This window comes from Kaistia hirudinis, assembly GCF_014196455.1.
Taxonomy (GTDB): Bacteria; Pseudomonadota; Alphaproteobacteria; order Rhizobiales; family Kaistiaceae; genus Kaistia; species Kaistia hirudinis.
Genome location: NZ_JACIDS010000001.1, coordinates 897246 through 920341 on the forward strand (window position 1 = coordinate 897246; position 23096 = coordinate 920341).

A 23096-nucleotide genomic window follows, 5' to 3' on the forward strand; every position below is an offset into this window, starting at 1 on the left:
TGGTCTGCGGGCGGCTTTGGTAGCGGCCTGACCGCTGAGGGAGGAAGCAATGACGTTTCTGAAACACATGGCCGCGCTGGCGGCCGGACTTTCGATGATCGCGCTCGCTGGCGCCGCCTCGGCCGAGGAGTTCAAGCTCTCGCCCGAGATCGCGCAGCACGCGAAGGATGGCAAGAAGCTGGTCTTCGCCATCTCCTACCATGACCCGTCGGTGGCCTTTGCCGGCCCGATCCGCGATGGCGTTGCCAAGGCGGCTGCCGATCTCGGCGTCGAGGCGAGCTTCGTCGGTCCCGTCGGCGGCGGCGCCGAGAAGCAGATCGCCGAGCTCGAGACGATCATCGAGAAGGGCGTGGACGGCCTCGCCATCTCGTCGGCCTCGACCGACGCGCTCGCCCCGCTGATCAACAAGACGCTGGCCAAGGGCATCCCGGTCATCGCCTTCAACACCGACAATCCGAAGTCGGACCGCCTGACCTTCATCGGCCAGGACCTCGTCCTTTCGGGCAAGACGGTCGGCGAGCAGCTCGTCAAGTACATGGGCGAGAAGGGCAAGATCGTCATCACCTCGCTCGACACCGCCGCCCAGTGGAGCCTCGACCGCGAGAAGGGCGCCCGCGAGACGCTCGCCAAGTATCCCGGCATCGAGATCGTGAACGTGGTCAACACGGGCACCGAGTCGCAGCAGATCTATGGCGCGATCGAGAACACCTTCGCCGCCAATCCCGACCTGACCGGCATGATCTCGCTGGAGTGCTGCTCCTTCCCGCAGATCGGCCTCTACCTGAAGCGCAACCCGCGTTCGGGTGAGTTCGCGGCCGTCGGCTTCGACCTGCTGCCGCAGACGTTGCAGCTGATCAAGGAAGGCCATCTCGACTCGACGATCAGCCAGAACCCCTATGCCCAGGGCTACAAGTCCGTCGAAGTGCTGACCGACATCGTCAAGAACGGCAAGATGCCGCCGAAGATGATCGACACCGGCGCTGAGATCGTCGACAAGACCAACGTCGACCAGTACATCGGCAAGTAAGGCGGGACTGGTCCCATGACGCCTGCGATCCATCTGAAGAACATCGGCAAGCGCTACGGCAACCTCTGGGTGCTGCGCCATGCCGACTTCCGCGTCGACCCGGGAACCGCCCATGCGCTCCTGGGCGAGAACGGCGCCGGCAAGTCGACGCTGATCAAGATCATCGCGGGCGTCCACGCCCCTTCCGAGGGGACGATCCAGATCGGCGAGGCAGACAATGTCTCCCTCGCCGATGCGGGCGACGCGATGGCCCGCGGCATCGCCGTGGTGCATCAGGAGCTCGATCTTTTCGACAATCTGACCGTCGCCGAGAACATCGCGCTCGACAGCCATCGCAAGGGCTTCTTCAAGCCGGCGCGCGCGCAGATGGTCGCCGAGGCGACGCGCGTGCTCGCCCTGCTCGGCGAGACCAGCCTGACGCCGGACACGCCGCTCGGCCAGCTCACCACATCCGACAAGCAGAAGGTGGCGATCGCCAAGGCGCTCGGCCGTGACGCGAAGCTGATCGTGTTCGACGAGCCGACCTCCTCGCTGAACGGCCATGACGCCGACCAGCTGATGGAGCTGATCCTCCAGATCAAGGCGCGCAGCATCGCCATCGTCTATGTCAGCCACAAGATGACAGAGATCATGCGGATCGCCGATCAGGTCACGGTGCTGCGCGACGGCGCGGTCGCGCTCTGCGCGCCGGTCACCGACATCGACCACACGCAGATCAGCACGGCGATGCTCGGCCGCCCGGCCGGCGAGATCTTCCCCGAGCGCCCGAGCGCGCCGACGGACGGCGAACTCGCGCTCTCGGTCAAAGGCCTTGCCGGGCGCAATGTCGCCGGCGTCGACTTCGAGGCGCGCAAGGGCGAGGTTCTGGCGCTGGCCGGCCGGCCGGATTCCGGCTCGTCGGAGACGCTGCGCCTGCTCTTCGGGCTGAACGCGCAATCGGCCGGCACGATCAGCCTCGCCGGCGCGCCCTATCGCGTCCGCAACAGCCGCGATGCCGTCGAAGCGGGCGTCGGCTACATCGCTGCCGACCGGCTGCGCGAAGGCATCATGCCGCTGCAGGACGTACTGACCAATGTCGGCTCGGTGATCCATCTTCATTTCGGCGAAGGCGGCGAGAGCCTCCGCACCAAATCGCTGAAGGCCATTGCCGACCTCAACGTCAAGGCCCGCTCGCCGGACCTGCCGATCACGGCGCTGTCCGGCGGCAACCAGCAGAAGGCGCTGCTGGCGCGCTGGATCGCGGCCAAGCCCAAGCTGCTGTTGCTCGACGATCCGACCCGCGGCGTCGATGTCGGCGCGAAGCAGGAGATCTATCGCCTGATCCGCAAGCTCGCGGCCGGCGGCACGACGGTGATCTACACCTCGTCCGAGACGCACGAACTGACCGAGCTGGCCGACCGGATCCTGTTGTTCCGCGACGGCTCGATCGTCGAGACCTTCTCCACGGTCGACGCCGAGACGCTCGACCACCGCATCGCATCCTGACGACACCCCACGGGAGGACAGACATGAAACGCCACGGCATCCTCAACGCCGAACTCTCCGGTGCCATCGCCGCGCTCGGCCATGGCGACATCCTGATCGTCTGCGACGCCGGCTTCCCGATTCCGGCGAGCGCCAAGCGGGTCGATCTCGCCCTCGTCCAGGGCATCCCGACCATCGAGCAGGTTCTGGAAGCCGTCGTCTCCGAGTTTATCCCCGAGAAGATCGTCTTCGCCGAGGAGATGAAGGCCAACAATCCCCCGCTCGCGCGCACGGTCGAGCGCATTTTCGGCGCGGATGACCTTGCCACCGTCAGCCATGCTGAGATGCTGTCGGAGATGGGCGGGCGCGCCAAGGTGATCGTGCGCACTGGCGACTTCAATCCGTGGGGCAATATCGCGCTCGTCTCGGGCGTCGATGCGCCGCGCTGGTTCGATCGTGCCGAGGTCGTGACGCCGCCCGACTATCAGAAGCGCATTGCGCGCATGAAGCGGAGCTGAGCGGCTCCCCAAAACGAAGAGAGGGACGACATGGCGGGCGAGACCAAGGCAGGGGCTGACTGGGCCTATCCGGCGGAGCTTTCACCGGAGGCGAACGCGGCGATGGCGTTCATTGCCACGCTGGCCGACGGCCTGCCGCCCCTCTCCGAGCTCGATTCGGAGGAGGCCAAGCGCCTTACCAACCCACTTTCGGCCGCCTACAGCCAGAGCGCGTTGAAGGGCCTCGCCACGATCACGCGGACGACGCTGCCGCTCGCCGGCGGCGCCATGCCGGTTCACGTCATCGACGCCGCGCCGGGCACGCCGCAGCCGCTGTTCATCTTTGTTCATGGCGGCGGCTGGGTGCTGCTGCGCCCCGACGCCTTCGACCATGTCTGCGAGGATATTGCGGTCGCGCTGGGCTGCAAGGTGGTGAGCCTCGACTATCCGGTCGCCCCGCAGGCGCCCTGCCCCAAGCCGCTCGACGCCTGCGTCGAGGCGGTTCGCTATCTGAAGGCGCATGGCGTGCCTGGCCTCGCCATCGAAGGGGCGACCTATATCGGCGGCGATTCGGCCGGCGCCAATCTCTCCCTCGGCACGCTGCTGCGCCTCAAGGGCGACGCGGCCTCGCCCGATGCCGGCGTCCTGTTCTATGGCGTCTTCGACGATGACCACACGACGCGCTCGCATCAGGTCTACGGCGACGGCCGCTTCTATCTCTCTACCGCCGATATGGACTGGTTCTGGCGCTACTACACGGAGGGCGTGCCGGAAGCCGCGCTCGCCGAGGCGCGTCTGCTGCACGCGGATCTCGCGGGCCTGCCGCCGCTGTTCCTGGCCGCGGCCGAACTCGATCCGCTGCGGGACGACACGACGAACCTCGCCGACCGGCTGGAAGCGGCGGGCGTCGCACACGAACTTCACCTGATCGCGGGAGGGCTGCATGGCTGCATCAACTTCGCGAGCTACTATCCATCTGTCGCGGCGACCCATGCCGCCATCGCCCGCTTCCTCGGCCGGTCCTGAGGCCGAGGCTCAGAACGCGCGCTCGGCCCGGCGCCAGTTCGCCGGGCTGGCGCCGAGATGGCGCTTGAACTCGCGGCTGAAGTGGAAGACGTCCGAGAAGCCGCACGCGACGCCGATTTCGCCGACGGTGAGGTCGGTGTCGGCAAGCAGGTTCTGCGCCTTCAGCAGCCGCTCATGCATCAGCCAGCGATGCGGCGAGGTGTTGAGGTGCTGGGCGAACAGGCGCCGCAGATGCGTGGCGCTGACGCCGGCAATGTCTTCCAGCGCCTCGGCCGGCCAGGGCGCCGTCAGGTCCTCGCGCATCGCCTGCATCACCCGCGCCACGAGGCGCGGCATCTCCGCCGTCGGCCCCCTGCCCGACCCGGCAAGGAGCACGAAGAGCGACGCCACGAGCTGATTGAGCTCGAGGTCGAGCGTCGGCTCGCGGCGGGCGAGCGTCGCGAAGAGACGCTGGAACCAGGCCTCGAGCCGGACAGTGTCTCCGGCATCGCGGACATGTTCGTTTTCCCCAAAGATCGCCAAACGCATTGCGCCCGTGCCCGGGCCGTCGAGCCGTAGCCACAGCACTTCCCATGGCTTGGCCGAATCCGCGCGGTGGGCATGCGGCATCTCGTTAGCGAGCCAGGCGACCTGACCGGGCCCGACGCCGAAAACACGGCCGGAAATCTCAACCTCTCCATAGCCCGACCGGCAATAGAGGATGTCCTGACCGACATGGCGGCCGCGCGTCAGCGCGGCGCCTGGCGCGGCCTGGAGATGGCCGGCCCTGAGCACGGAATAGGCCGCCGACACATGCCCGCTGCGCGGGGCATGGCTCAGGGACCGCATGGGCATCGGTTCGTCATTCATGTCTGTTTTGTACAAACAACCGTGCGCCGCGTCTATTCCGGAACGACACGGATTGCGCGATGATCGCCCATATTGGGGGAACAGAGACCGACCCCACCGGTCGGCCCACCGAGGAACGCACGCAAGATGCTCACGCACGAACAGTACCAGCGCTATCAGAATGACGGCTATGTGATCATTCCGGGCCTGCTCAATCGCGAAGAGACCGCGCATTTCCGCGACACGGCGCGCGAGGATCTGCGCCGCCAGGCCGAGGCCGGCGAGACGATGCGCAAGGGCGACAAGGCCGGCAACACGACGCTGCTGAAGATGTGGTACGAAGCGGCCGACGACGTCTATGGCTATGTCGCGCGCGACGAGCGGCTGGTGAACGTCGCCCGCCAGATCATCGGCAAGGACACCTATCTCTACAGCCACAAGATGACCATGAAGGAGCCCCGCGAAGGTGGCGCCTGGGAATGGCATCAGGATTACGGCTACTGGTACCAGAACAAGTGCCTGGCCCCGGAGATGCTGTCGATCTGGATCTCGCTTGACAAGTCGGTCAAGGAAAACGGCTGCCTGCAGGTCCTCCCCGGCTCGCACAAGCTCGGCCGCCTGGACCATATCCGCGTCGACGGCCAGACCGTGGTGGACGAGGAATATCTGAACGCGGCGCTGCAGCGCTTCCCGCTGCTCTATGTCGAGATGGAGCCCGGCGACGCGCTGATCTTCGACTGCAACCTGCTGCACCGCTCGGACGCCAACACCTCCGACATGCCGCGCTGGGGCTATATCGCCTCCTATAACGCCGTCGAGAACGAGCCCTTCCGCAAGGTGCGCGACTACGGCCACTTCCAGGTCATGAAGCAGGTTCCGGCCGGCACGCTGCTGACGGCGAAGGCCAAAGTCCCGGCATGATCGCGCACGAGGACCAGCCGGCCCTCGTTCTGCACGCACTCGGCGAAACGCCGCGGATCGAGCGGGTGAGCATCTCACCGCCCGGCCGCGGCGAAGTGCTGGTGCGGATCATGGCGAGCGGCGTCTGCCACACCGATATCGGCTATGTGCAATATGCCCGCACGACGCCCGTCGTCCTCGGCCACGAGGGCGCGGGCGTCGTCGCGGCGCTTGGCGAAGGCGTCAGCCATGTCGCCATTGGCGACCATGTGGCGATCAACTGGCAGGCCAAATGCGGCGTTTGCCGCAACTGCGTCTCGGGCCGCCGGCAGTTCTGCGAAGGCGTTCTCGGCACGAGCGAGCCGCGCGTCCATCTGGACGGCAAGCCGCTCGCAGTCATGCTGAACGCCGGGACGTTCTGCCCCTATGCGGTCGTGCCGGCGTCCGGCGCGGTGCCGATCCGCAAGGACATGCCCTTCGCCGTCGCCGCCCTGCTCGGCTGCGCGGTGGCGACCGGCGTCGGCGCGGCGATGTTCAGCGCCAAGGTGCAGGCGGGCGACGATGTCGTCATCATCGGCTGCGGCGGCGTCGGCCTCAACACGCTCCAGGGCGCACGCCTCGCCAATGCGCGGGTGATCGTGGCGGTCGACCGCGATCCGGAAAAGCTCGCCCTCGCCGCCCGTCTCGGCGCGACACATGTCGTCGACAGCGCGAAGGAACCGGTTTTCGATGCGGTGATGCAGGCGACGGACGGCCGCGGCGCGGATCATGTGTTCGAACTGGTAGGACGCACCGATCTCATGGTCGAGGGCCTCGGCCTGCTCGCACGCGGGGGACGGCTGACGCTCGTCGGCGCGGCGGGACGCCAGGACGAGATGACGTTCAAGCCGCGCGGCTTCATGAGCAAGCAGCAGACGATCTGCGGCTGCATCTATGGCGACGTCCAGCCGGAGCGCGATCTGCCCCTGCTCGCGGACTGGTATGCCGATGGTCGTCTCGAACTCGACGCTCTGCACACGGACACCATTGAACTCAAGGACTTGCCGGCGATGTTTGAACCGGGATATCGCCCGCATGGCATTCGCACCGTGGTATCGCTCGAGGGCCTCGCATGACCGCCTACGCTCTGGAGACGCTGTTTCCGCGCGAGATCGAGGCCCGCCTCGCCGCGAACCCGATCCTCGTCCTGCCCTTCGGCACGATCGAGTGGCATAGCCACCATCTGCCGGTCGGCCTCGACGGGATCGTCGGCGCGCGGCTCGGTCGCGAGATCGCCGAGCGCGCCGATGCCGTTCTGGCGCCGACGTCCTATTGGGCGGTCGGCGGCGTGCCGTTCCCACATACACTCAACCTGCCGATCGGCCTGGTCGAGCCGCTGATCGAGACGGTCTATGCCCAGTTCGCCGGCATGGGCTTCAAGGTCGTCGTCGGCTTCACCGGCCATTTCGGCCTCGAGCAGACGCTCGCGCTGAAGCGCGCCGCGCTGGCGGTGATGCGCCGGAGCGAGGCGACCATCCTGCCGCTGACCGAATATGACCCGGTGACGGATCTCTATACGGGCGACCATGCCGGTATCGGCGAGGCGTCGCTGCTCTGGGCCGAACGGCCCGATCTCGTCCGCCTCGATGCGGTCGCGGCAAGCGAAAAGCTGGAAGGCGTGATCGGCGAGGATCCGCGCGGCAAGGCCAGCCTCGCCTATGGCGAGCAGCTCGCGACCGCGATCGGCGAGCGCTCTGCCGCGACGGCGCGGCGCGTTCTCGCCGAGATCGGCACGCCGAAGCGAGACGCATATCTTGCCGCGCTCGCCGCCGGGGTCGAGGCGCTGGAACTGACGCAGACGCTGCGCGGACGGCTGCCGAAGTCCTCGGTTCCGCCGATTGCCACGCCGGATTATCTCGACCACTGCGCCGCCCTCGTCGAGGGCGATTATGAGCGGGCCGAGACTCTCGCGCGCGCCAAGGTGGAGAGCTTCCGCGCCCTATCGGTCTGACGGACCAGATGCGTTGCGGGCTGCGAGGCCCGCGACCTCGAGGAACCGGGTGATCATGGCATTGACCTGGTCCGGCACCTCGAGCTGGCAGAAATGTCCCGACCCGACGACGCGGCCATAGTGCAGATGCGGCACGAGCGTACCGAGCCGCGTCATGTCGGACCGCGGGCTCGGTTCGTCGGCCGCGATGTAGAGGCTGGGTGCCGTCTGACGGCGCCCTGCCTCGCCGGGATCGAAGTCGCGCAGTCCGGTAAACGCCGAGATCATCATGTGCTGCGGCGCCAACGTCATGCGGCGCAGGATGTCGGCGCGACGCGCGGCGTCGTCGCTGTCGACGAAGAGCACGCGCGCGGCATAATCCGCCAGCGCCTCCGCATAGCCCGGCCCTTTCAGCGTCTCGATGAAGGTCGTCATGATCGCGCGGGCCGCATCCGTCACGGCGGTCGATGAATCGAGCTGCACCGTGCCGGCGACGCGTTCGGGATATCGCACGGCCAGATCGAAGGCGATGATGCCGCCCATGCTGTGACCGATCACGATCGACCGGTCGAGCCCGAGCGCCTCCGCCATCCAGGCCACATCATCGGTGAATGCCGAGATCGGATAGTCCTGAACCGGCTTGTCGCTCGCGCCATGACCGCGCAGATCCGGCGCGAGGACGGTGTGGCCACGGGCAGCGAAATAATCGAACTGGGGCGAGAGATAGGAGTGATCGCAGCACCAGCCATGCACGAGGATGACCGGCAGTCCCGATCCGCCGTGCTTCAATCGATAGGCGAGTTCGACGCCATCGCGCACCAGTCTGTCCACGGCCTGCCCCTCCCCCGCAATGGCCTGAGCATCGATCGCTCCTTTCTTGCGCGCAAGGGGTCTGCGATCGGCGCCGAAGCGGCGAGAGCCGTCCGCCGACCGAGGTCGGGCCTATTCCTCCGGCACGAGCTCCCAACCGGGACCCGGATTGAAGCTGCGGATGCGCGAGCCGAGGTTCGCCGTCTGTGGCCCCAGATCGGACTGATAGACATTGCCGCGCTGGTCGCAGAGGAATGTCATGATGCCCGAGGCGCCCCACTCCGCCGGATAGGCCAGCATCGCGTAGCCGGCCAGCAGACGGCCGTTGACCACATAGTCATAGGCGCCGCCCGGCGCGTCCGGGCCCTGCCGGGTAAGGATGCGATAGTGATAGCCGTGATAGGTGCCCGGCTCACCGGCCTCGCCCGGCTCGACTGCCGCCTGGGCGATGCGATCGCCAAGGGGGCTCATGTCGGTCTGGTCCTCCGGTTCCCAATAGAGCCCGTCATGCGAGCCCGGAGTCGACAGGAAGCGCTTGGCATATTGCTGCACCGGCTCATCGTCGTGAAGCGACCCGAAATACTCCTGCTGCGCCGCCACGAAATCGGCGCAGGCCGCGATCGCCAGGAGCTCGTTGCGCCCGACATTGCGATCGATGACCGCCTGCTGCCCGGCGGCGACGTCGAAGGCCCAGCCATCCTTGCCCTGCTTCAGCGGCACCGGAAACTCCCACCCGCCCTTGCCGAAAGTGAGCAGCTTCTGCCCGTCCGTCCCGTTGACGACGGCGCTGCCGTTGCTCGCCAGGGCCAGGAAATCCTCTAGCCGCTGCTTGTCGACGTCGGGATCGCCCGACGCAAAGAGGCTACGTCCGCCCGCACCGAAAATCAGGTCGAGCCGACCTTCGCCCGGATGGCGCGCCGCATCCACCAGCGCGGTGGAGGCAGCCTCGGGCGAGGGGAAGACCTGCTGCGCCGCGGCGCCACCGAACGAGCCCGCAAGGAGGGCCAGCGCCAAGATCGAAGTCCGAATATCCGACATCATGTCCTCCCGATCTCAGCGCCTGCGACCGCCGCCGCCACCACGGTTCATCCCGCCACCACCGCCGCCGCGTGGTGCGCGGTTGACGCTCTGGCGGCTCGCTGCGCCGCGATTGGCATAGGCCGGCGAGCCGCCGCCGCGTCGGACATCACTGAATGCCGTCGGATTGGGTGCCTTCTTGACCTGAGGCCGCGCCGCCGGCTGCTTGACCTTGGGCGCCGGCCGGGCCTCGGCCGGTCTCTTGGCGACCGGGTTCTTCGCCTGCGGGGTGGGCCGCTTGCCCGCATCAGGCCGCTTGGCCACCTCGGGACGCTTGCCTGCCTCGGGACGCTTGGCTCCGGCGGCTCCGCGATCGATGGCATTGCCACGATCGATTCCGGCCGGTCCCTTCAGGTCACCCCGCTGTCCGGCATTCTGGCCGATGTTCTGGCCGCCGAGATTCTGGCCCTTGCCAGGCGCTCCGGCCGGGCGTTTCACGCCCTCCCCACCGGGGCGCTTGCGCTCGACCTTGTCGGCGAGGCCCGGCTTGCTGCCCTGTCCCGGACGGTAGCGGTCATTGTCCGGACGCCAGGGGCGCGTATTGCCATTGCCGATATTGCCGTTGCCGATATTGACGCGGTCACCGCCGCCGATCGTGATGTCGTTGCCGATATTCACATTGCCCGGCGGGCGATAGCCCGGATAGCCCGGCCCGTATCCGGGATAGCCGGGCCAGCGCGGTGGATAGACCCAGCCACGGCCCCAATCCCAGGCATTGTCGATCGCCACGCCGACAGCGACGCCAACGCCAAAGCCGATCGCCCCACTGACCCAGCCGGGCGTGCCGTCATAATAGACGGTGGCCGGATCATAGGTCGGGACATAGATGACTTCGGGGTCCGTCGGCTCGATGACGATATAGCTGCTGCTACCCTGCTGCTGGACCGTGACGGTCTGCTGCGGGCTGGATTTGAGCGAGCCGCCCTTCTCCGCTTCCGCCCTCAGTTCCTGGATGACATTCGCAACGTCTTCCGGCTGATTGACGAAGGCGTCGCCGAGATCCGTCGTCGCGTCCAGATCCTCGTTCAGCTTCTGGATTACATCGGGGAAGCGGACCAGCGCCTTGACGGTCGGGTCCCAGCCCTGTTTGTCGGCGCCCGAGAAGTCGTCCTTCTTGACGGCCGCCTCGTTCTTGTCGAGCCAGCGGGCGGCCTGGACGATGTCGATCGGATAGGCGCAGGCCGGCAGAAGCTGCGCGAGCAGCGCATCGGGATAGAGCGCGAACGGCGCCAGCAGCTTGCGCAGTTCCTCATTCGTGAAGGCTTCGTCGGCCGGCGCCGCCTCGAGCGCATCCGCCGGCGCCGCGACCTCTGCCGCTGCAGGCTTCGGCTCCGCCTGTGCCGCCGCATGCTGCGGCAGCGCGAGCAGCAGGAGCGCAAGGGCCAGCAGCGCGATCCCCATCCAGCCCGGCCCGTCGATCAGGGAGCCTCGTGCTGAGGCCTTCGTTCGGCTCATTTGGATCCTCCCCAGGCCATTGGCTGCGCTGAAACAAAATGCGGAGCATGAGCCGGTGATATTACCGCAGAATCAGCACCAGCAGAGTCACATATCGACCTTCGTCACCAGATTGCTTGACCCCGATCAATTGTCAGAAGGTGAAGGCGCACAGGCGCCGTCCGGAATTCATATGGTTACTTTATCTTTCCAACGAACAGGGCCGCCCACGAAGAGCGGCCCCGGTACGCGTCGCTCGATTGTGACTAGCGGGCGTCCGAAAGTTGCTCCGCGATCGGCAGCAGGCGCAGGAACTCGGCGCGATAGCCGCCCTTGTCGGTGCCGACCGCACCGGCCGCCAGCGAGCGGATCGCATCCCAACTCATCGTGCCCGCATAGTTCGATCCCTTGAGCTTCTGGCCGAATGCCGCGACTGCCGCGGCGAAGCGCGCATCCGCATCGGCCGCATCGATCGTGGGAACGACCAGCGCCTGCAGGATCGGCGTCTCGATCAGCTGGCTCGCGTCGGAACCCGGCAGCTTGTAACGGATCTTGAGGAAGCCGAGCTCGCCGGCCCGGTCCCCGTCCGCTTCCGGCGCGGGCTTGGCGGCCGGATAGCGCAGCGCATCCATCGCCTCCACGCCCTTGCCGGCCGGCGTGATCTCATAGAGGGCCGTCACCGTATGGCCGGCGCCGATGTCGCCCGCATCGACCTTGTCATTGTTGAAGTCCTCGCGGGCGAGGCTCCGCGTCTCATATCCGATGAGCCGATATTCCGAGACCAGCGCCGGATTGAACTCGAGCTGGATCTTCACATCCTTGGCGATCATGTCGAGCGTGCCGCCGGCTTCCTCGACGAGGACTTTCCGCGCCTCGGCATAGCTGTCGATATAGCTCGTATTGCCATTGCCGTTCTGCGCCAGCGCCTGCATGAGCGCGTCGTCGAGATTGCCGCGGCCGAAGCCGAGCACCGAGAGCGTGATGCCGTCGTCGCGCTTCCTCCGGATGAAATCCTTGAGCGCGTCCGGATCGGCAATGCCGACATTGAAATCGCCATCCGTCGCGAGGATCACGCGGTTTACCGCGCCATCCTGCTTCGACTGTTCGGCGAGGCGGTAGGCGAGCTCGATGCCCTCGGCGCCGGCCGTGGCGCCGCCCGCATCGAGGCTGTCGAGCGCTGAAAGGATCTTCGCCTTGTCGCTCGCCTTGGTCGGCTCGAGCACCACGCCGGCCGAGCCGGCATAGGCCACGATCGCGACCGTATCCTCTGCGCCGAGCTTTTCCGCGAGCAGCGCGAAGGAGCGCTTCAGAAGCGGCAGCTTGTCGGGTTCGTCCATCGAGCCGGAGGTGTCGATCAGGAAGACGAGATGCTCCGCCTTCCGCGCGGCTGCCGGCGGCTCGTAGCCCTTGATGCCGATCCTCAAGAGCTCCGTCCTGGCGTTCCAGGGCGTGGGAAAGGCCGCGAGGCTGACGCTGAACGGCACGTCGGCCTTGGTCGGCGCCGGATAGTCATAGGGGAAATAGTTCAGCATCTCCTCGATGCGCACGGCATCGGGCGGCGGCAGGATGCCATTGGAGAGCGAGGCGCGCACATAGCTGTAGGAAGCCGTGTCGACATCGATCGAGAAGGTCGAGACGGGATCACTCGCGACGGATTTGAGCGGCGACTCGTCGAACGACTTGAAGCGATCGCCGGAAGGCTCCGACGTGAGGCCCGAGACCTTGTTCCGTTCCATGACGGCGCCCGCAGGTGGCGGCGCGGCCTCCTGCGCGGCATAGAGATCGGCCGCCGACTCCATCGCGGCCACCGCCGCTACAGGCGGCGCCGGCGCGGGGGCTGGCGGTGCCGCGCGGGCAGCCATCTCCTTCCGCACCGCGAGCTGAGCCGGCTTTGCGGCGGGCTGTGATGGCGGTGCGAGCGACTGCGGCACCGGAGCCGGCGCTTCCCGATCGGCGGCAATCTCGACGCGAGGGCCCCCACCGGTCGTCGAGTGGAGCTGATAGGCGAGCGGCAGGGCGATCAGCGCCAGGGCGGTGCCTGCGAGGGGTAGTCTCTTTTCCATGATCCGGTTTCCTGTTGCGAGGAGTGCGGATCTGAGACGATCGACGAAAGACGATCCTTGGCCGGCGCTCTCACTTTCCTGCGCGGCGGCGAAGGCGGCCATCGCCGCGGACACCGCGGCGCGGCGTGCAGCCGGATCGGGATCCGGCGCGCGGAGGCCGGCGAGCGTATTCAGGCGGTCTTGGTCTGGCCCGGTCATCAGAGGAGCCCTCTCAATGTCTTGCGCGCCTCGTGCACGTGCCAGGAAACGGTGACTTCGCGGCATTCGAGAATGGCGGCCGCGTCGGCGTGGCTGAGGCCCTCGGCGTAGACCAGCAGCACGGCATCACGCTGCTTCTCCGGCAGGCTGCGGACAGCGCGCCACAGATCGGCCAGCGCTACGACCGCCTCCTGCTCCGCCGGCTCGTCGCCGGCCACGACCTCGGCCAGAGCACGGGCATTGCGGACGGCTCGTGCGCGGATGCGTTGCTGATCACGGACCGCATTAAGCGTCACGCGATAGAGCCAGGTGGAGAAGCTCGACCGCCCGTCGAAGGAGCGGATCGCCTCGGCGAGCTTCAGGCAGACCTCCTGCGCGGTGTCCTCGGCATCGGCCCGGCTGCCGCACCACTTGAACGCCGTCGCGAAGATGAAGCCGTACTCCGCCTCGACCAGTTGCGCGAAGGCGCGCCCGTCGCCGGCCCGCGCCCGCAGGGCCAGCGCCGCGCGGGCACCCGCCGCATTCGGCGGGTCGGCCGGAATCGTCGATCCGGTGGCAATGGTCACGATGGGCGGTTCCCCCGAGGCGGCTCAGTCATGAGACGCGGCGAACGAGCCGAACCTTGGGCGGTGATGGAAGTTTTTTGAGGTCAGGACCGCGAAATCGGGATCCGGACACCGGGAATTTGCTGCATTGCAGCATCCATTGTGCAGAACAATATTGAAGGGGTGCGCCTACAATATCAACGCAATGACGGCCCAGATGATTGCGCCCCAAGCAGCAAGAGACACAACTATAGCGGCCAGCCAAACATATCGCTTGTACCGGCGCTCTGCTAACTCGGAATCGACGCCGTCACGGTAAAACAGGCGCCAGATGATCGGAGCAAGAACCGACGGCAACGATTATTCTCCAAGATCTCCTCGAACCGGCATCGTCCTTAGCAGATTTCTAGTCGCGGTGACCAGTGCTAGATGATGCAACCGAGCGCGCAAGGCCCTCGGACGGACAAAATGGCTCGATTTCATGCGCCGCAACATCGGGAGATCCGGCTCGCCTGGATCCGATAAATGCGCCATCCGCGACAGGAGGCGCCCTGCCCGGGCGCTCGACCGCCGATCCTTGCTGTGAATCAAGGTGACGCCACCGGGCCTTGTAGACACTGCGGGGAACAGGGGAGATGGCAGTGACAGCGCGGTTCGGCTTCTGGGCTGCAGTAGCGGCCTGCTTCTTCGCTCTCGCCTATGGCGTGCCGCAGGTTCTGCAGGTCGCCGGATGGCTGACATTCCCGGTCGACGAGATTCTGATCTTCGCCCCGTCGCTCGCGCTCGCCCCCAGCTTCGTGCTCGCAAATGTCGGCCTCTACGAAAGCACTGCGACAGGACGCCGCGTCTTCGCGCTCGCCGCCCTGGCCCTGGCGCTGCACTACGCCGTTCTCGTCAGCATCGTCTATGTGGTGCAGCTCGGGGTCGTCATCCCGGCCCGTCTCGCCGGAGGGAACCCGGTATCGGCCCTGTTCGGATGCTGCGGCAGCGGCATGCCGCTCACCGCGGTCGACCTGCTCGGCTACACCCTGATGAGCGTCTCGACGCTCTTCGCCGCCGGCGCGATCGTCGGCAACAGGCCTCTACGCTGGGCGCTCGTCGCCAACGGCCTGCTCGCGCCGTTCCTCATCCTGCAGCTTGCCTGGCCCGGCCTGATCTGGATCGGGGCGCTGTGGCTCGTGACCTTCCCCCTCGCCATGGGGCTTCTCGCCGCCCATCTCCGCCGCACCGGCGGCTGACGAGATCGCGGGTGCCCGCGCCGCCCGCCGTTCTGCGCGGCGCTTGCGGATTTCGCGCACGAACTGCGTGATCTCGCGGCGGTTCTGGAACAGCGGCAGCTTCCGTGGCGGCTCCCGCTGCTCGAGGGCGAGCCCGACCTCCTCAATGGCGTGCTGCTCGTTCAGGCGGCGGACGATCAGATCGACCGGACCGACGGCGATCCTGTCACCGACCTCCAGATCACCGCCAAAGGCCGCCACCAGCAGTTCACCGACGGTGCGCCCCGACTTTTCGCCCGAGACGACGAAGCCATAGACCGCGGCGAGGTCGGCCATGCGCGCGCCGGGCGGCAGAACGAAGTCGCCGAACAGCGCGGCGCTGTCCGCATTTTCGACGGGCCGGGCGAAGAGCTGATCGAGCAGGCGGACATGCTCCGTCGCCGTGACGATATAGACCCGATCGCCTTCGCGCAGCGGCCCCGCGACCTCGTAGCGGATCGAACGGCCGTCGCGGACGATCATCGACGGCCGCGCCCAGCGCGGGATGCGCCGGCCGCGGCCGACGGCGCTGTCGCCCGTCACGCGATAGGCCACGACCTCGTGGTCGCCCTTGCCAGGGAGTTCCAGTTCGATGCGTTCCACCGGTCCGCTGCGGGCCGGAACGACGACGCCGAGCCAGCGCGCCACCGGCCCGATCGTCCAGCCCTGGAGGATCAGCGAACAGAGCACGACGATGAACGCCGCATTGAAGATCTCCTGCCCATTGGTGATGCCGCCGATCATCGGCAGGATCGCGAGCAGGATCGAGACCGCGCCGCGGAGGCCGACCCAGGCGACGAACGCCGTCTCGTTCCGCGAGAAGCCGAACGGGATCAGGCTGAGCCAGACCGCCGCCGGCCGCGCCAGAAAGATCAGCACGAACGCGACGATGAGCGCCGGAACGAGCACGGTGCCGAATTCGCTCGGGGTCGCGAGCAGTCCCAAAGTCAGGAACATGGCGATCTGCGACAGCCAGCTCAGCCCCGGCAGGACGCGGCGAAGTGCTGCGGCGTTCTTGAGGCGCGCATTGCCGCAGATCAGACCGGCGACATAGACCGCCAGGAAGCCGGAGGCGTTGGCGAGGCCGGTCGTGGCGAACAGCACCAGCATCAACGCCGCGAGCAGGATCGGGTAGAGCGCCGGCTCGAGCTCGAGCCGATTCATAATGCGCGCCATCACGAAGCCGCCGACCAGACCGAACATCAGACCGAGACCGATCTGGATGAAGAAGTCCCGCAGCAGCGCAACGATCGGCTGGCCCTCGCCGGCGGCGGCGGTGGCCATGGCGACGAGCGACAGGGTCAGGAAGATCGCCATCGGATCGTTCGACCCGGATTCGATCTCGAGCGTCGAACGGACTCGATCCCTGAGCGTGATCCCGCCGACGCGCAGCAGGAAGAACACCGCGGCCGCGTCGGTCGATGCCACGATCGTGCCGAGCAGCATGCCCTTGGTTCCGGACCAGCCAAAGGCGAACATGGCTGCGACGCCGACGATGCCGGCCGTGACCAGCACGCCAAACGTCGCCAGCGACAGCGCCGGCAGAGCCGCGGTCTTGAAAGAAGAGAGACGAGTCTCGAATCCGCTCTCGAACAGGATCACGGCCAGCGCGAGCGAGCCGATGAAATAGGCGACGCGGCCATCATCGAACCGAATGCCGAGACCATCCTCGCCGGCGACGAGGCCGATGAGCAGGAAGATGAGAAGCAGCGGGGCGCCGAAGCGGGTCGAGAGGAACGAGGTGACCACGGCGGCCGCGACCAAGAGGGAACCCACCAGAATGGCGAGGTTCATGCTCTCGATCATATGTCTTGGTCTCCAGGCCGATGGACTCGCTCGGGCACCGGCATAACACCCGGTCAATTCGACGAAATTGGATCGGCCGCGTGCTCAGATTAAGACGGACCGATTTCGAAGCAGTGAACGACGTCTCATGGTGTGCATAGCACACCGCCGACGATCGGACCCGGCGCACCGGTGGTCTCGGGAAAGCTGGAGGGCAGGCCGGCGACATGGCGGGCCGCCAGATACGCAAAAGCCTGCGCCTCCATAAAGTCGACCGACCAGCCGAGACGGTCGGCCGTGATGATCTCCGCGCCGCTCGCCTCCGCCAGCCGGGCGAGGATCGCGGGATTGTGCGCCCCGCCCCCGCAGACGACGATCCGCTCGGCCCCGCCGGCGAGCGCCACGCCGCGCGCGATCGCCTCCGCGGTGAAGGCCGCCAGCGTCGCCGCGGCATCGGCTGTCGAAAGCCGCGCGACCGGCGCGCGCGAAAAGGCGTCACGGTCGAGCGATTTGGGCGGCGGCAGCTCGAACCAGGGATCGGTGATCAGCTCGGCCAGAACCTGCCGTTCCACGGTGCCCGCGCTCGAAAGGACGCCATCGCGATCCATCGGCGCGCCGGTCCGTTCGCGCACGAGATCATCAATGAGCGCGTTGCCGGGGCCCGTATCGAAGGCGATCAGCCCGCCATCGGCGGCGACTCGCGTGACATTCGCGACTCCGCCGATGTTCACCACCGCCACATCCCCGTCGAGCCCGGCCGCGCGCACCAGCGCACCATGATAGATCGGAACCAGCGGCGCCCCCTGCCCGCCCGCCGCGACATCGGCCGCGCGGAAATCGTAGACGACCGGAATGCCGAGCCGGGCGGCGAGCGCCGCGCCGTCGCCGATCTGCACCGTCAGCCGGCGGGCCGGCGCATGAAAGACGGTCTGGCCGTGAAAGCCGACGAGGCCGACCCGCGGCGCGTCGACATCCTCGCGTGCGAGCAGCGTCTCCACCGCCTCGGCATGCGCCTCGGTCACGATCCGCTCGGCCTCGCCAAGCGGGCCGGAGCGGTCGTTCCGGTCCTGGATGTGCGTGGCGGCGGCGAGCGCGGCTCGCAGCACCGCGCGCTCCGCTTCGCTATAGGGGCGGAAGCATGTCGGCCCGAAGGCCTCGACATCCTCGCCGTCGGTCGCGATCAGCGCCGCATCGACTCCGTCCATCGACGTCCCGCTCATCAGACCGGCGACCACCATCCTCGTCATGACGAATCCGCTCCTGCAGCCTGCCTCCCGCGTAATCGACAAAGTCGCACGTGACAAACGCATTCCGCTTCGCTATATGCCGCGCATGATCCTCTCTGCCCGCACCTTCTTTTTCGGCTGGTATTTTGGCTATCCGTTGCCGAAGGCGGAGGTAGGGACGCGCTCTCAGTAGAGACAAGCCAAAAAGATCCCGAAGCCGCCGAACCTTCTCCGGCGGCTTTTTTGTTGCCGCCGGCCGGGCCAAACCCAAAGGAAACCCGAACGTGCCCAACACCACCGACGACCTGCGCATCCGCGAAATCAAGGAACTGACGCCCCCTTCGGAGGTGATGGCCGAGTTCGTCCGCTCCGAGGCGGCCAGCCGCACCGTCAGTGGCGCGCGCGCCGCCGTGCACGATATCCTGCGCGGCCAGAGCGACCGCCTCGCCGTCGTGATAGGCCCCTGCTCGATCCATGATCCGGAAGCCGCGCTCGACTACGCCCACCGCCTGGCGGCGGAGCGGCAGCGCCTCTCGGGATCGCTCGAGATCATCATGCGCGTCTATTTCGAGAAGCCGCGCACCACGGTCGGCTGGAAGGGCCTGATCAACGATCCGAACCTCGACGGCAGCTTCGAGATCAACAAGGGCCTGCGCCTGGCGCGCAAGGTCCTGCTCGCCGTGAACGATCTCGGCCTGCCCGCCGGCTGCGAATTCCTCGACATGACGACGCCGCAATATTTCGCCGATCTCGTCGGCTGGGGCGCCATCGGCGCGCGCACGACGGAGAGCCAGGTGCATCGCGAGCTCGCCTCGGGCCTCTCCTGCCCGGTCGGCTTCAAGAACGGCACCGACGGTAATGTGAAGATCGCAGTCGACGCGGTCCAGTCGGCCTCGCAGCCGCATCATTTCCTGGCCGTGACCAAGCAGGGCCGTTCCGCGATCGCGGCGACGACCGGCAACGAGGACTGCCACATCATCCTGCGCGGCGGCAAGGCGCCGAACTATGATGCGGCCAGCGTCGAAGCCGCTGCGGCAGAACTCGCCAAGGGCGGTCTCGCGCCCTACGTGATGATCGATGCGAGCCATGCGAACAGCTCGAAGAAACCCGAGAACCAGCCCCAGGTGATCGACGCCATCGCGGCGCAGATCGAGGCCGGCGACGACCGCATCATGGGCGTCATGGTCGAGAGCAATCTCGTGGCCGGCCGCCAGGATCTCGTTCCGGGCAAGCCCCTCGTCTACGGCCAGAGCATCACCGATGGCTGCATCGACTGGGACACCTCGGTCGCCGTGCTCGACCGCCTCGCGGCGGCCGTAGAGGCCCGGCGGCGCGTGCTCGGCGGGAAATCGACCGCCGCCGCCTGACGCGGCGCTTCCCGACCCTCGATCCGAAGGCGGCGCTCGCGCCGCCTTCTTCCTTTCCGGATGAAACTTCGCATCCCGGCTGCTAAACAGCGGCCGAAACCGCCGTTGCCAAGGAAATTGCCGTCATGACCGCCCTCAAATCCGAGCTCATGCAGATCCTGACCGAGCGCGGTTTCATCCACCAGTGCTCCGACACGGCGTCACTCGACCAGCGTTTCGCGAGCGAGACGGTCACCGGCTATATCGGCTTCGACGCCACGGCGAAGAGCCTGCATGTCGGCTCGCTGATGCAGATCATGATGCTGCGCTGGATGCAGAAGACCGGCCATCGGCCGATCGCGCTGATGGGTGGCGGCACCACGCGCATCGGCGACCCCTCGTTCAAGGACGAGGCCCGCAAACTGCTCACCGACGACGCCATCGCCGAGAACCTCGCCGGCATCCGCCAGGTCTTCGCCAATTATCTCGATTTCGACGGCGGCGCTCATCCGGCCATCATGGCCAACAATGCCGACTGGCTGAACGATCTCAAATATATCGACTTCCTGCGCGATGTCGGCCGCCACTTCTCGATCAACCGCATGCTGTCCTTCGACAGCGTCAAGCTGCGCCTCGATCGCGAACAGTCACTGTCCTTCCTCGAATTCAACTACATGATCCTGCAGGGCTACGACTTCGTCGAGCTCTACAAGCGCCATGACTGCATCCTGCAGATGGGCGGCTCGGACCAGTGGGGCAACATCGTCAACGGCATCGAGCTCGGCCACCGCATGCTCGACAGGCAGTTCTTCGCGCTGACGACGCCGCTGCTGACGACGTCTTCCGGCGCCAAGATGGGCAAGACGGCCTCGGGCGCCGTCTGGCTCAACGAGGAAATGCTGTCGTCGTTTGAGTTCTGGCAGTTCTGGCGCAACACCGAGGATGGCGACGTCGAGCGGTTCCTGAAGCTCTACACCGAGCTGCCGATGGGCGAGATCGCCCGCCTCGCCGCGCTGCAGGGCTCCGAGATCAACGACGCCAAGAAGATCCTCGCGACCGAGGTCACGGCGCTGGCCCGCGGCCGCGCGGCAGCGGAAGCGGCGGCGGAGACCGCACGGCGGACCTTCGAGGAAGGCGCGCTCGCCGAGGATCTGCCGACGGTCGAGGTGCCCTCCTCCGAGTTCGGCGCGGGGATCGGCGTGCTCAGCCTCTTCGTGCGCGCCGGCCTCGTCGCGTCCAATGGCGAGGCACGCCGGCAGGTCAAGGGCGGCGGCCTGCGCGTCAACGACGCCGCGGTCACCGACGAAAAGGCGATCATCGGCGCTGGCGACCTGACCCCTGAAGGCGTGGTCAAGCTCTCCCTCGGCCGGAAGAAGCACATCCTGGTCCGGCCTGCCTGAGACGAAACCGCAGGTCGCTCTGGCGAAGCCACGAACGATCAGATCAGCCGTGCGATCTCGTCGGCGGCGTCGAGGTAGCGCATGGGATTGACGGCCTGGCCGTTGATCCGGATCTCGTAGTGGAGATGCGGCCCTGTGGAGCGGCCCGTCGAGCCGATCCGCCCGACCTTCGCGCCCGGCTCGACATGGTCGCCGACCACGACGTCGATCGCGCTCAGATGGCCGTAGCGCGTCACGATCCCGTTGCCGAGATCGACGTCCACCATATTGCCATAGCCGCCGTCCCAGCCGGCCGCGACGACCGTGCCTGCCGCGACCGCACGGGCCGGTGCGCCGCGCTGGGCGCGGAAGTCGACGCCCGTATGCATCGCGGGCCGCCCGAGAAACGGATCGTTGCGGGGGCCGAACCCGCTGGTGATCTCGGCGCTCACGACCGGCCGCGCCAGCGGCAGGCGCTGCGCCGCCGCGCGGATGCGGCCCAGCCGGTCCAGATCGCTCGCCAGCGATCCGAGCTCGGCATCGAAGCGGTCGTCGGGGTCGAGATTGCCGGAGAGCGGCACGAACGGACCACCGACATTGTTCGCGGCGCTCTTCCCAGGCTTGTAGCCGAGACGGGCGAGGATCGTCGCCAGCCGGTCCGCGCGGCCAGCGACCTTCGCGCCGAGCGCGTCGATCACCTGCTGCTGTTGGCTTTCCATGTCCCGAATTTGGCTCTCGACCTGATCGAGCGCCGCGGGCGGTGCGCCGGCGGCGGAGGAGGATGCGGCCGAGGCGAGCATCGCAACGGGACGCGAGACGGGCGCGGCCGAGGCCTGGGGACCGCCGGCAGACCCCGTCGGGGGCTTGGCGATCGGCTTCGGCGGCGGCACGTCGAAGCCCGCCCGCCGCGCGGCCTCGGCGAGGCGCGCCACCATCTGCTGCCGCTCGTCGAGCGTCTGCTGCATGTCGAGCAGCCGGTCGACCTTCTCCGACACGGTCGCATGGTCGACGGCGCGGCGCGAATTCAGCCGGTCGATCTCCGTTCGCAGCGCCGCGATGCGGTCCTCGTAGCTCTCCAGCAGCTGCTCGTTCTGGCTGCTCGACGCGCCGACCACATCGTCGCGAAAGACGAGATAGGCCGTCGCGCCGAAATAGAGCGCCGAGAAGGCGAGCAGCGCGCCGCCCGCGACCAACAGCGTCCGCGGCGTCAGATGGATCGTCTGGATATCGTCGCCACGCGCCAGCAGGATGAGGGTCGGGGTCTTCGTGCGGCGCTTGGGCTTTGGGGCGGCATCGGGCCGCCTCGGGGCCGTGTGACGGGTGGTCGACATCGATCGGACCTCGGCCTGGCTCATACGCTGCATGGGCTTCGCGGTCGCGACGGCGACCTCGATCTCGGCCGATTAGAAATTGGTAAGGTTAATCAAATGTTGACGCGCGACATCACAGCGGCCGGACCAGGGGGCGATAGAAGCCTGGCGTGAGACCGGCTTCGGTTCGGGCGGCGTCATTGAAAGGCGGTTTCAGCGGGCCGCGGAAGTGCTTGATGACGAGACGGCGGAAGGTCGGCTCCGGCGGCAGTCCGTGGCGGTCGCAGAGGAAGCGGAACCATTTGCAGCCGAAGGCGACGTGGCGCCGCTCGTCGCGATAGATCACGTCGAGAATGGCGGCGCTCTCTTCGTCCCCGACCTCGCGCATTTTCTCGATCAGCGGCGGGGTCACATCGAGCCCGCGCGCCTCCAGCACCAGCGGCAATATGGCGAGGCGCGCGAGGAGGTCGTGGCCGGTCTCCTGCGTCGCCTCCCAGAGCCCGTCATGGGCCGGCAGGGCGCCATAGCTGGAGCCCATCGCCTCGAGCCGTCGCGCCAGCAGGGAAAAGTGCTTCGCCTCCTCGAGCCCGACCTGCACCCAATTGTCGTAGAAGGACCGCGGCATGGCCACATCGCGAAAGCGACCGACCAGATCCCAGGTCAGGTCGACCGCATTGAGCTCGATGTGGCAGAGCGAGTGCACCATCGACAGGCGCCCGTGGGGCGAGCCCGTCGACCGCTTCGGCAGATCGCGTGGCGGAACCAGGACCGGACGTTCCGGCCGACCCGGCCGCTGCGGCATGGCGCCGTCGGAGGCGCCGGTCGCGAGCGAGAGGCGCCGTCCGAACCAGGCCTTCGCGGTCCAGAGCGCGAGGTCCACCTTCTCGTCGAGATCGGCGGTCGCGACGATCCGCGCCGCCGCCGCGACCAGGCTGTTGGGTGTGGCCTCGCCCATC

At 67.3% G+C, this 23096-nt stretch carries 19 protein-coding genes; 9 read left to right on the top strand and 10 right to left on the bottom strand.

Translation table 11 applies throughout. The features are described from left to right. The first annotated feature begins 49 nt into the window (after positions 1 to 49). From GGR25_RS04180 to GGR25_RS04195, 4 genes are read left to right on the top strand one after another with little or no spacing between them, the layout of a single operon-like run. The gene (locus tag GGR25_RS04180) at positions 50 to 1027 is read left to right on the top strand and encodes a sugar ABC transporter substrate-binding protein (protein ID WP_183397432.1); all 978 of its coding nucleotides are present in this window, start codon (positions 50 to 52) and stop codon (positions 1025 to 1027) included. Between the two features lie 15 nt (positions 1028 to 1042). After that, entirely contained in the window at positions 1043 to 2512 is a 1470-nt protein-coding gene (locus tag GGR25_RS04185; protein WP_183397433.1) for a sugar ABC transporter ATP-binding protein, read from the top strand. Positions 2513 to 2535: 23 nt separating this feature from the next. After that, positions 2536 to 3009 (top strand): D-ribose pyranase, encoded by a 474-nt coding sequence (gene rbsD, locus GGR25_RS04190; RefSeq protein WP_183397434.1) that lies wholly within the window; start codon positions 2536 to 2538, stop codon positions 3007 to 3009. Between the two features lie 30 nt (positions 3010 to 3039). Then, positions 3040 to 4014 (top strand): alpha/beta hydrolase, encoded by a 975-nt coding sequence (locus tag GGR25_RS04195; protein WP_183397435.1) that lies wholly within the window; start codon positions 3040 to 3042, stop codon positions 4012 to 4014. Positions 4015 to 4023: 9 nt separating this feature from the next. On the opposite strand, the gene GGR25_RS04200 is transcribed toward GGR25_RS04195, so the two are convergent. Beyond that, positions 4024 to 4848, bottom strand: coding sequence for an AraC family transcriptional regulator (locus GGR25_RS04200; protein WP_183397436.1), 825 nt, complete (start codon positions 4846 to 4848; stop codon positions 4024 to 4026). A gap of 141 nt (positions 4849 to 4989) precedes the next feature. On the opposite strand from GGR25_RS04200, the gene GGR25_RS04205 reads away from it, so the two are divergent. Genes GGR25_RS04205 through GGR25_RS04215 form a run of 3 tightly spaced genes read left to right on the top strand, consistent with a single transcriptional unit; the run spans position 4990 to position 7732 of the window. Further along, positions 4990 to 5763, top strand: coding sequence for a phytanoyl-CoA dioxygenase family protein (locus tag GGR25_RS04205; RefSeq protein ID WP_183397437.1), 774 nt, complete (start codon positions 4990 to 4992; stop codon positions 5761 to 5763). Continuing rightward, positions 5760 to 6857, top strand: coding sequence for a zinc-binding dehydrogenase (locus tag GGR25_RS04210; protein ID WP_183397438.1), 1098 nt, complete (start codon positions 5760 to 5762; stop codon positions 6855 to 6857). Before GGR25_RS04205 ends, GGR25_RS04210 begins: the two co-directional genes overlap by 4 nt. Next, positions 6854 to 7732 (top strand): creatininase family protein, encoded by an 879-nt coding sequence (locus tag GGR25_RS04215; RefSeq protein WP_183397439.1) that lies wholly within the window; start codon positions 6854 to 6856, stop codon positions 7730 to 7732. Before GGR25_RS04210 ends, GGR25_RS04215 begins: the two co-directional genes overlap by 4 nt. On the opposite strand, the gene GGR25_RS04220 is transcribed toward GGR25_RS04215, so the two are convergent. From GGR25_RS04220 to GGR25_RS04250, 7 genes are all read right to left on the bottom strand, one after another. Next, positions 7721 to 8542: an alpha/beta fold hydrolase gene (locus GGR25_RS04220; protein WP_183397440.1), complete on the bottom strand. Its 822-nt coding sequence runs from the start codon at positions 8540 to 8542 to the stop codon at positions 7721 to 7723. The genes GGR25_RS04215 and GGR25_RS04220 overlap by 12 nt on opposite strands. Before the next feature lie 111 nt (positions 8543 to 8653). Further along, positions 8654 to 9559 (bottom strand): DUF2950 domain-containing protein, encoded by a 906-nt coding sequence (locus GGR25_RS04225; protein ID WP_246409181.1) that lies wholly within the window; start codon positions 9557 to 9559, stop codon positions 8654 to 8656. A gap of 15 nt (positions 9560 to 9574) precedes the next feature. Beyond that, complete coding sequence (locus GGR25_RS04230; protein WP_246409183.1) at positions 9575 to 11053, bottom strand: DUF3300 domain-containing protein; 1479 nt, start codon at positions 11051 to 11053, stop codon at positions 9575 to 9577. Positions 11054 to 11298: 245 nt separating this feature from the next. Beyond that, positions 11299 to 13095 (bottom strand): vWA domain-containing protein, encoded by a 1797-nt coding sequence (locus GGR25_RS04235; protein ID WP_246409185.1) that lies wholly within the window; start codon positions 13093 to 13095, stop codon positions 11299 to 11301. Positions 13096 to 13292: 197 nt separating this feature from the next. After that, positions 13293 to 13859, bottom strand: coding sequence for an RNA polymerase sigma factor (locus GGR25_RS04240; protein ID WP_380147018.1), 567 nt, complete (start codon positions 13857 to 13859; stop codon positions 13293 to 13295). A 1061-nt stretch (positions 13860 to 14920) separates the two neighbouring features. Beyond that, on the bottom strand, positions 14921 to 16900 hold the full coding sequence (locus tag GGR25_RS04245; protein WP_183397443.1) for a potassium/proton antiporter: 1980 nt from the start codon (positions 16898 to 16900) through the stop codon (positions 14921 to 14923). A 125-nt stretch (positions 16901 to 17025) separates the two neighbouring features. Next, positions 17026 to 18126: an anhydro-N-acetylmuramic acid kinase gene (locus GGR25_RS04250; RefSeq protein WP_183397444.1), complete on the bottom strand. Its 1101-nt coding sequence runs from the start codon at positions 18124 to 18126 to the stop codon at positions 17026 to 17028. Positions 18127 to 18389: 263 nt separating this feature from the next. Here GGR25_RS04250 and GGR25_RS04255 point away from each other — a divergent pair, with 263 nt between their 5' ends. Next, a complete protein-coding gene (locus GGR25_RS04255) occupies positions 18390 to 19472 on the top strand; it encodes a 3-deoxy-7-phosphoheptulonate synthase (RefSeq protein WP_183397445.1) in 1083 nt (360 codons plus the stop codon). Between the two features lie 125 nt (positions 19473 to 19597). Beyond that, a complete protein-coding gene (gene tyrS, locus GGR25_RS04260) occupies positions 19598 to 20851 on the top strand; it encodes a tyrosine--tRNA ligase (RefSeq protein ID WP_183397446.1) in 1254 nt (417 codons plus the stop codon). A 38-nt stretch (positions 20852 to 20889) separates the two neighbouring features. Here the strand turns inward: tyrS and GGR25_RS24905 are convergent, their stop codons facing one another. After that, positions 20890 to 22161 (bottom strand): M23 family metallopeptidase, encoded by a 1272-nt coding sequence (locus GGR25_RS24905; protein ID WP_281378546.1) that lies wholly within the window; start codon positions 22159 to 22161, stop codon positions 20890 to 20892. 112 nt (positions 22162 to 22273) lie between these two features. Beyond that, entirely contained in the window at positions 22274 to 23095 is an 822-nt protein-coding gene (locus tag GGR25_RS04270) for a ferritin-like domain-containing protein (RefSeq protein WP_183397447.1), read from the bottom strand. Position 23096 lies beyond the last annotated feature (1 nt).

Coding starts and splice junctions, on each gene's coding strand:
- GGR25_RS04180 (WP_183397432.1), top strand. CDS start 50: ATGACGTTTCTGAAACACATGGCCGCGCTGGCGGCCGGACTTTCGATG.
- GGR25_RS04185 (WP_183397433.1), top strand. CDS start 1,043: ATGACGCCTGCGATCCATCTGAAGAACATCGGCAAGCGCTACGGCAAC.
- rbsD (WP_183397434.1), top strand. CDS start 2,536: ATGAAACGCCACGGCATCCTCAACGCCGAACTCTCCGGTGCCATCGCC.
- GGR25_RS04195 (WP_183397435.1), top strand. CDS start 3,040: ATGGCGGGCGAGACCAAGGCAGGGGCTGACTGGGCCTATCCGGCGGAG.
- GGR25_RS04200 (WP_183397436.1), bottom strand. CDS start 4,848: ATGCCCATGCGGTCCCTGAGCCATGCCCCGCGCAGCGGGCATGTGTCG.
- GGR25_RS04205 (WP_183397437.1), top strand. CDS start 4,990: ATGCTCACGCACGAACAGTACCAGCGCTATCAGAATGACGGCTATGTG.
- GGR25_RS04210 (WP_183397438.1), top strand. CDS start 5,760: ATGATCGCGCACGAGGACCAGCCGGCCCTCGTTCTGCACGCACTCGGC.
- GGR25_RS04215 (WP_183397439.1), top strand. CDS start 6,854: ATGACCGCCTACGCTCTGGAGACGCTGTTTCCGCGCGAGATCGAGGCC.
- GGR25_RS04225 (WP_246409181.1), bottom strand. CDS start 9,559: ATGTCGGATATTCGGACTTCGATCTTGGCGCTGGCCCTCCTTGCGGGC.
- GGR25_RS04230 (WP_246409183.1), bottom strand. CDS start 11,053: ATGAGCCGAACGAAGGCCTCAGCACGAGGCTCCCTGATCGACGGGCCG.
- GGR25_RS04235 (WP_246409185.1), bottom strand. CDS start 13,095: ATGGAAAAGAGACTACCCCTCGCAGGCACCGCCCTGGCGCTGATCGCC.
- GGR25_RS04245 (WP_183397443.1), bottom strand. CDS start 16,900: ATGATCGAGAGCATGAACCTCGCCATTCTGGTGGGTTCCCTCTTGGTC.
- GGR25_RS04250 (WP_183397444.1), bottom strand. CDS start 18,126: ATGACGAGGATGGTGGTCGCCGGTCTGATGAGCGGGACGTCGATGGAC.
- tyrS (WP_183397446.1), top strand. CDS start 19,598: ATGACCGCCCTCAAATCCGAGCTCATGCAGATCCTGACCGAGCGCGGT.
- GGR25_RS24905 (WP_281378546.1), bottom strand. CDS start 22,161: ATGTCGACCACCCGTCACACGGCCCCGAGGCGGCCCGATGCCGCCCCA.
- GGR25_RS04270 (WP_183397447.1), bottom strand. CDS start 23,095: ATGGGCGAGGCCACACCCAACAGCCTGGTCGCGGCGGCGGCGCGGATC.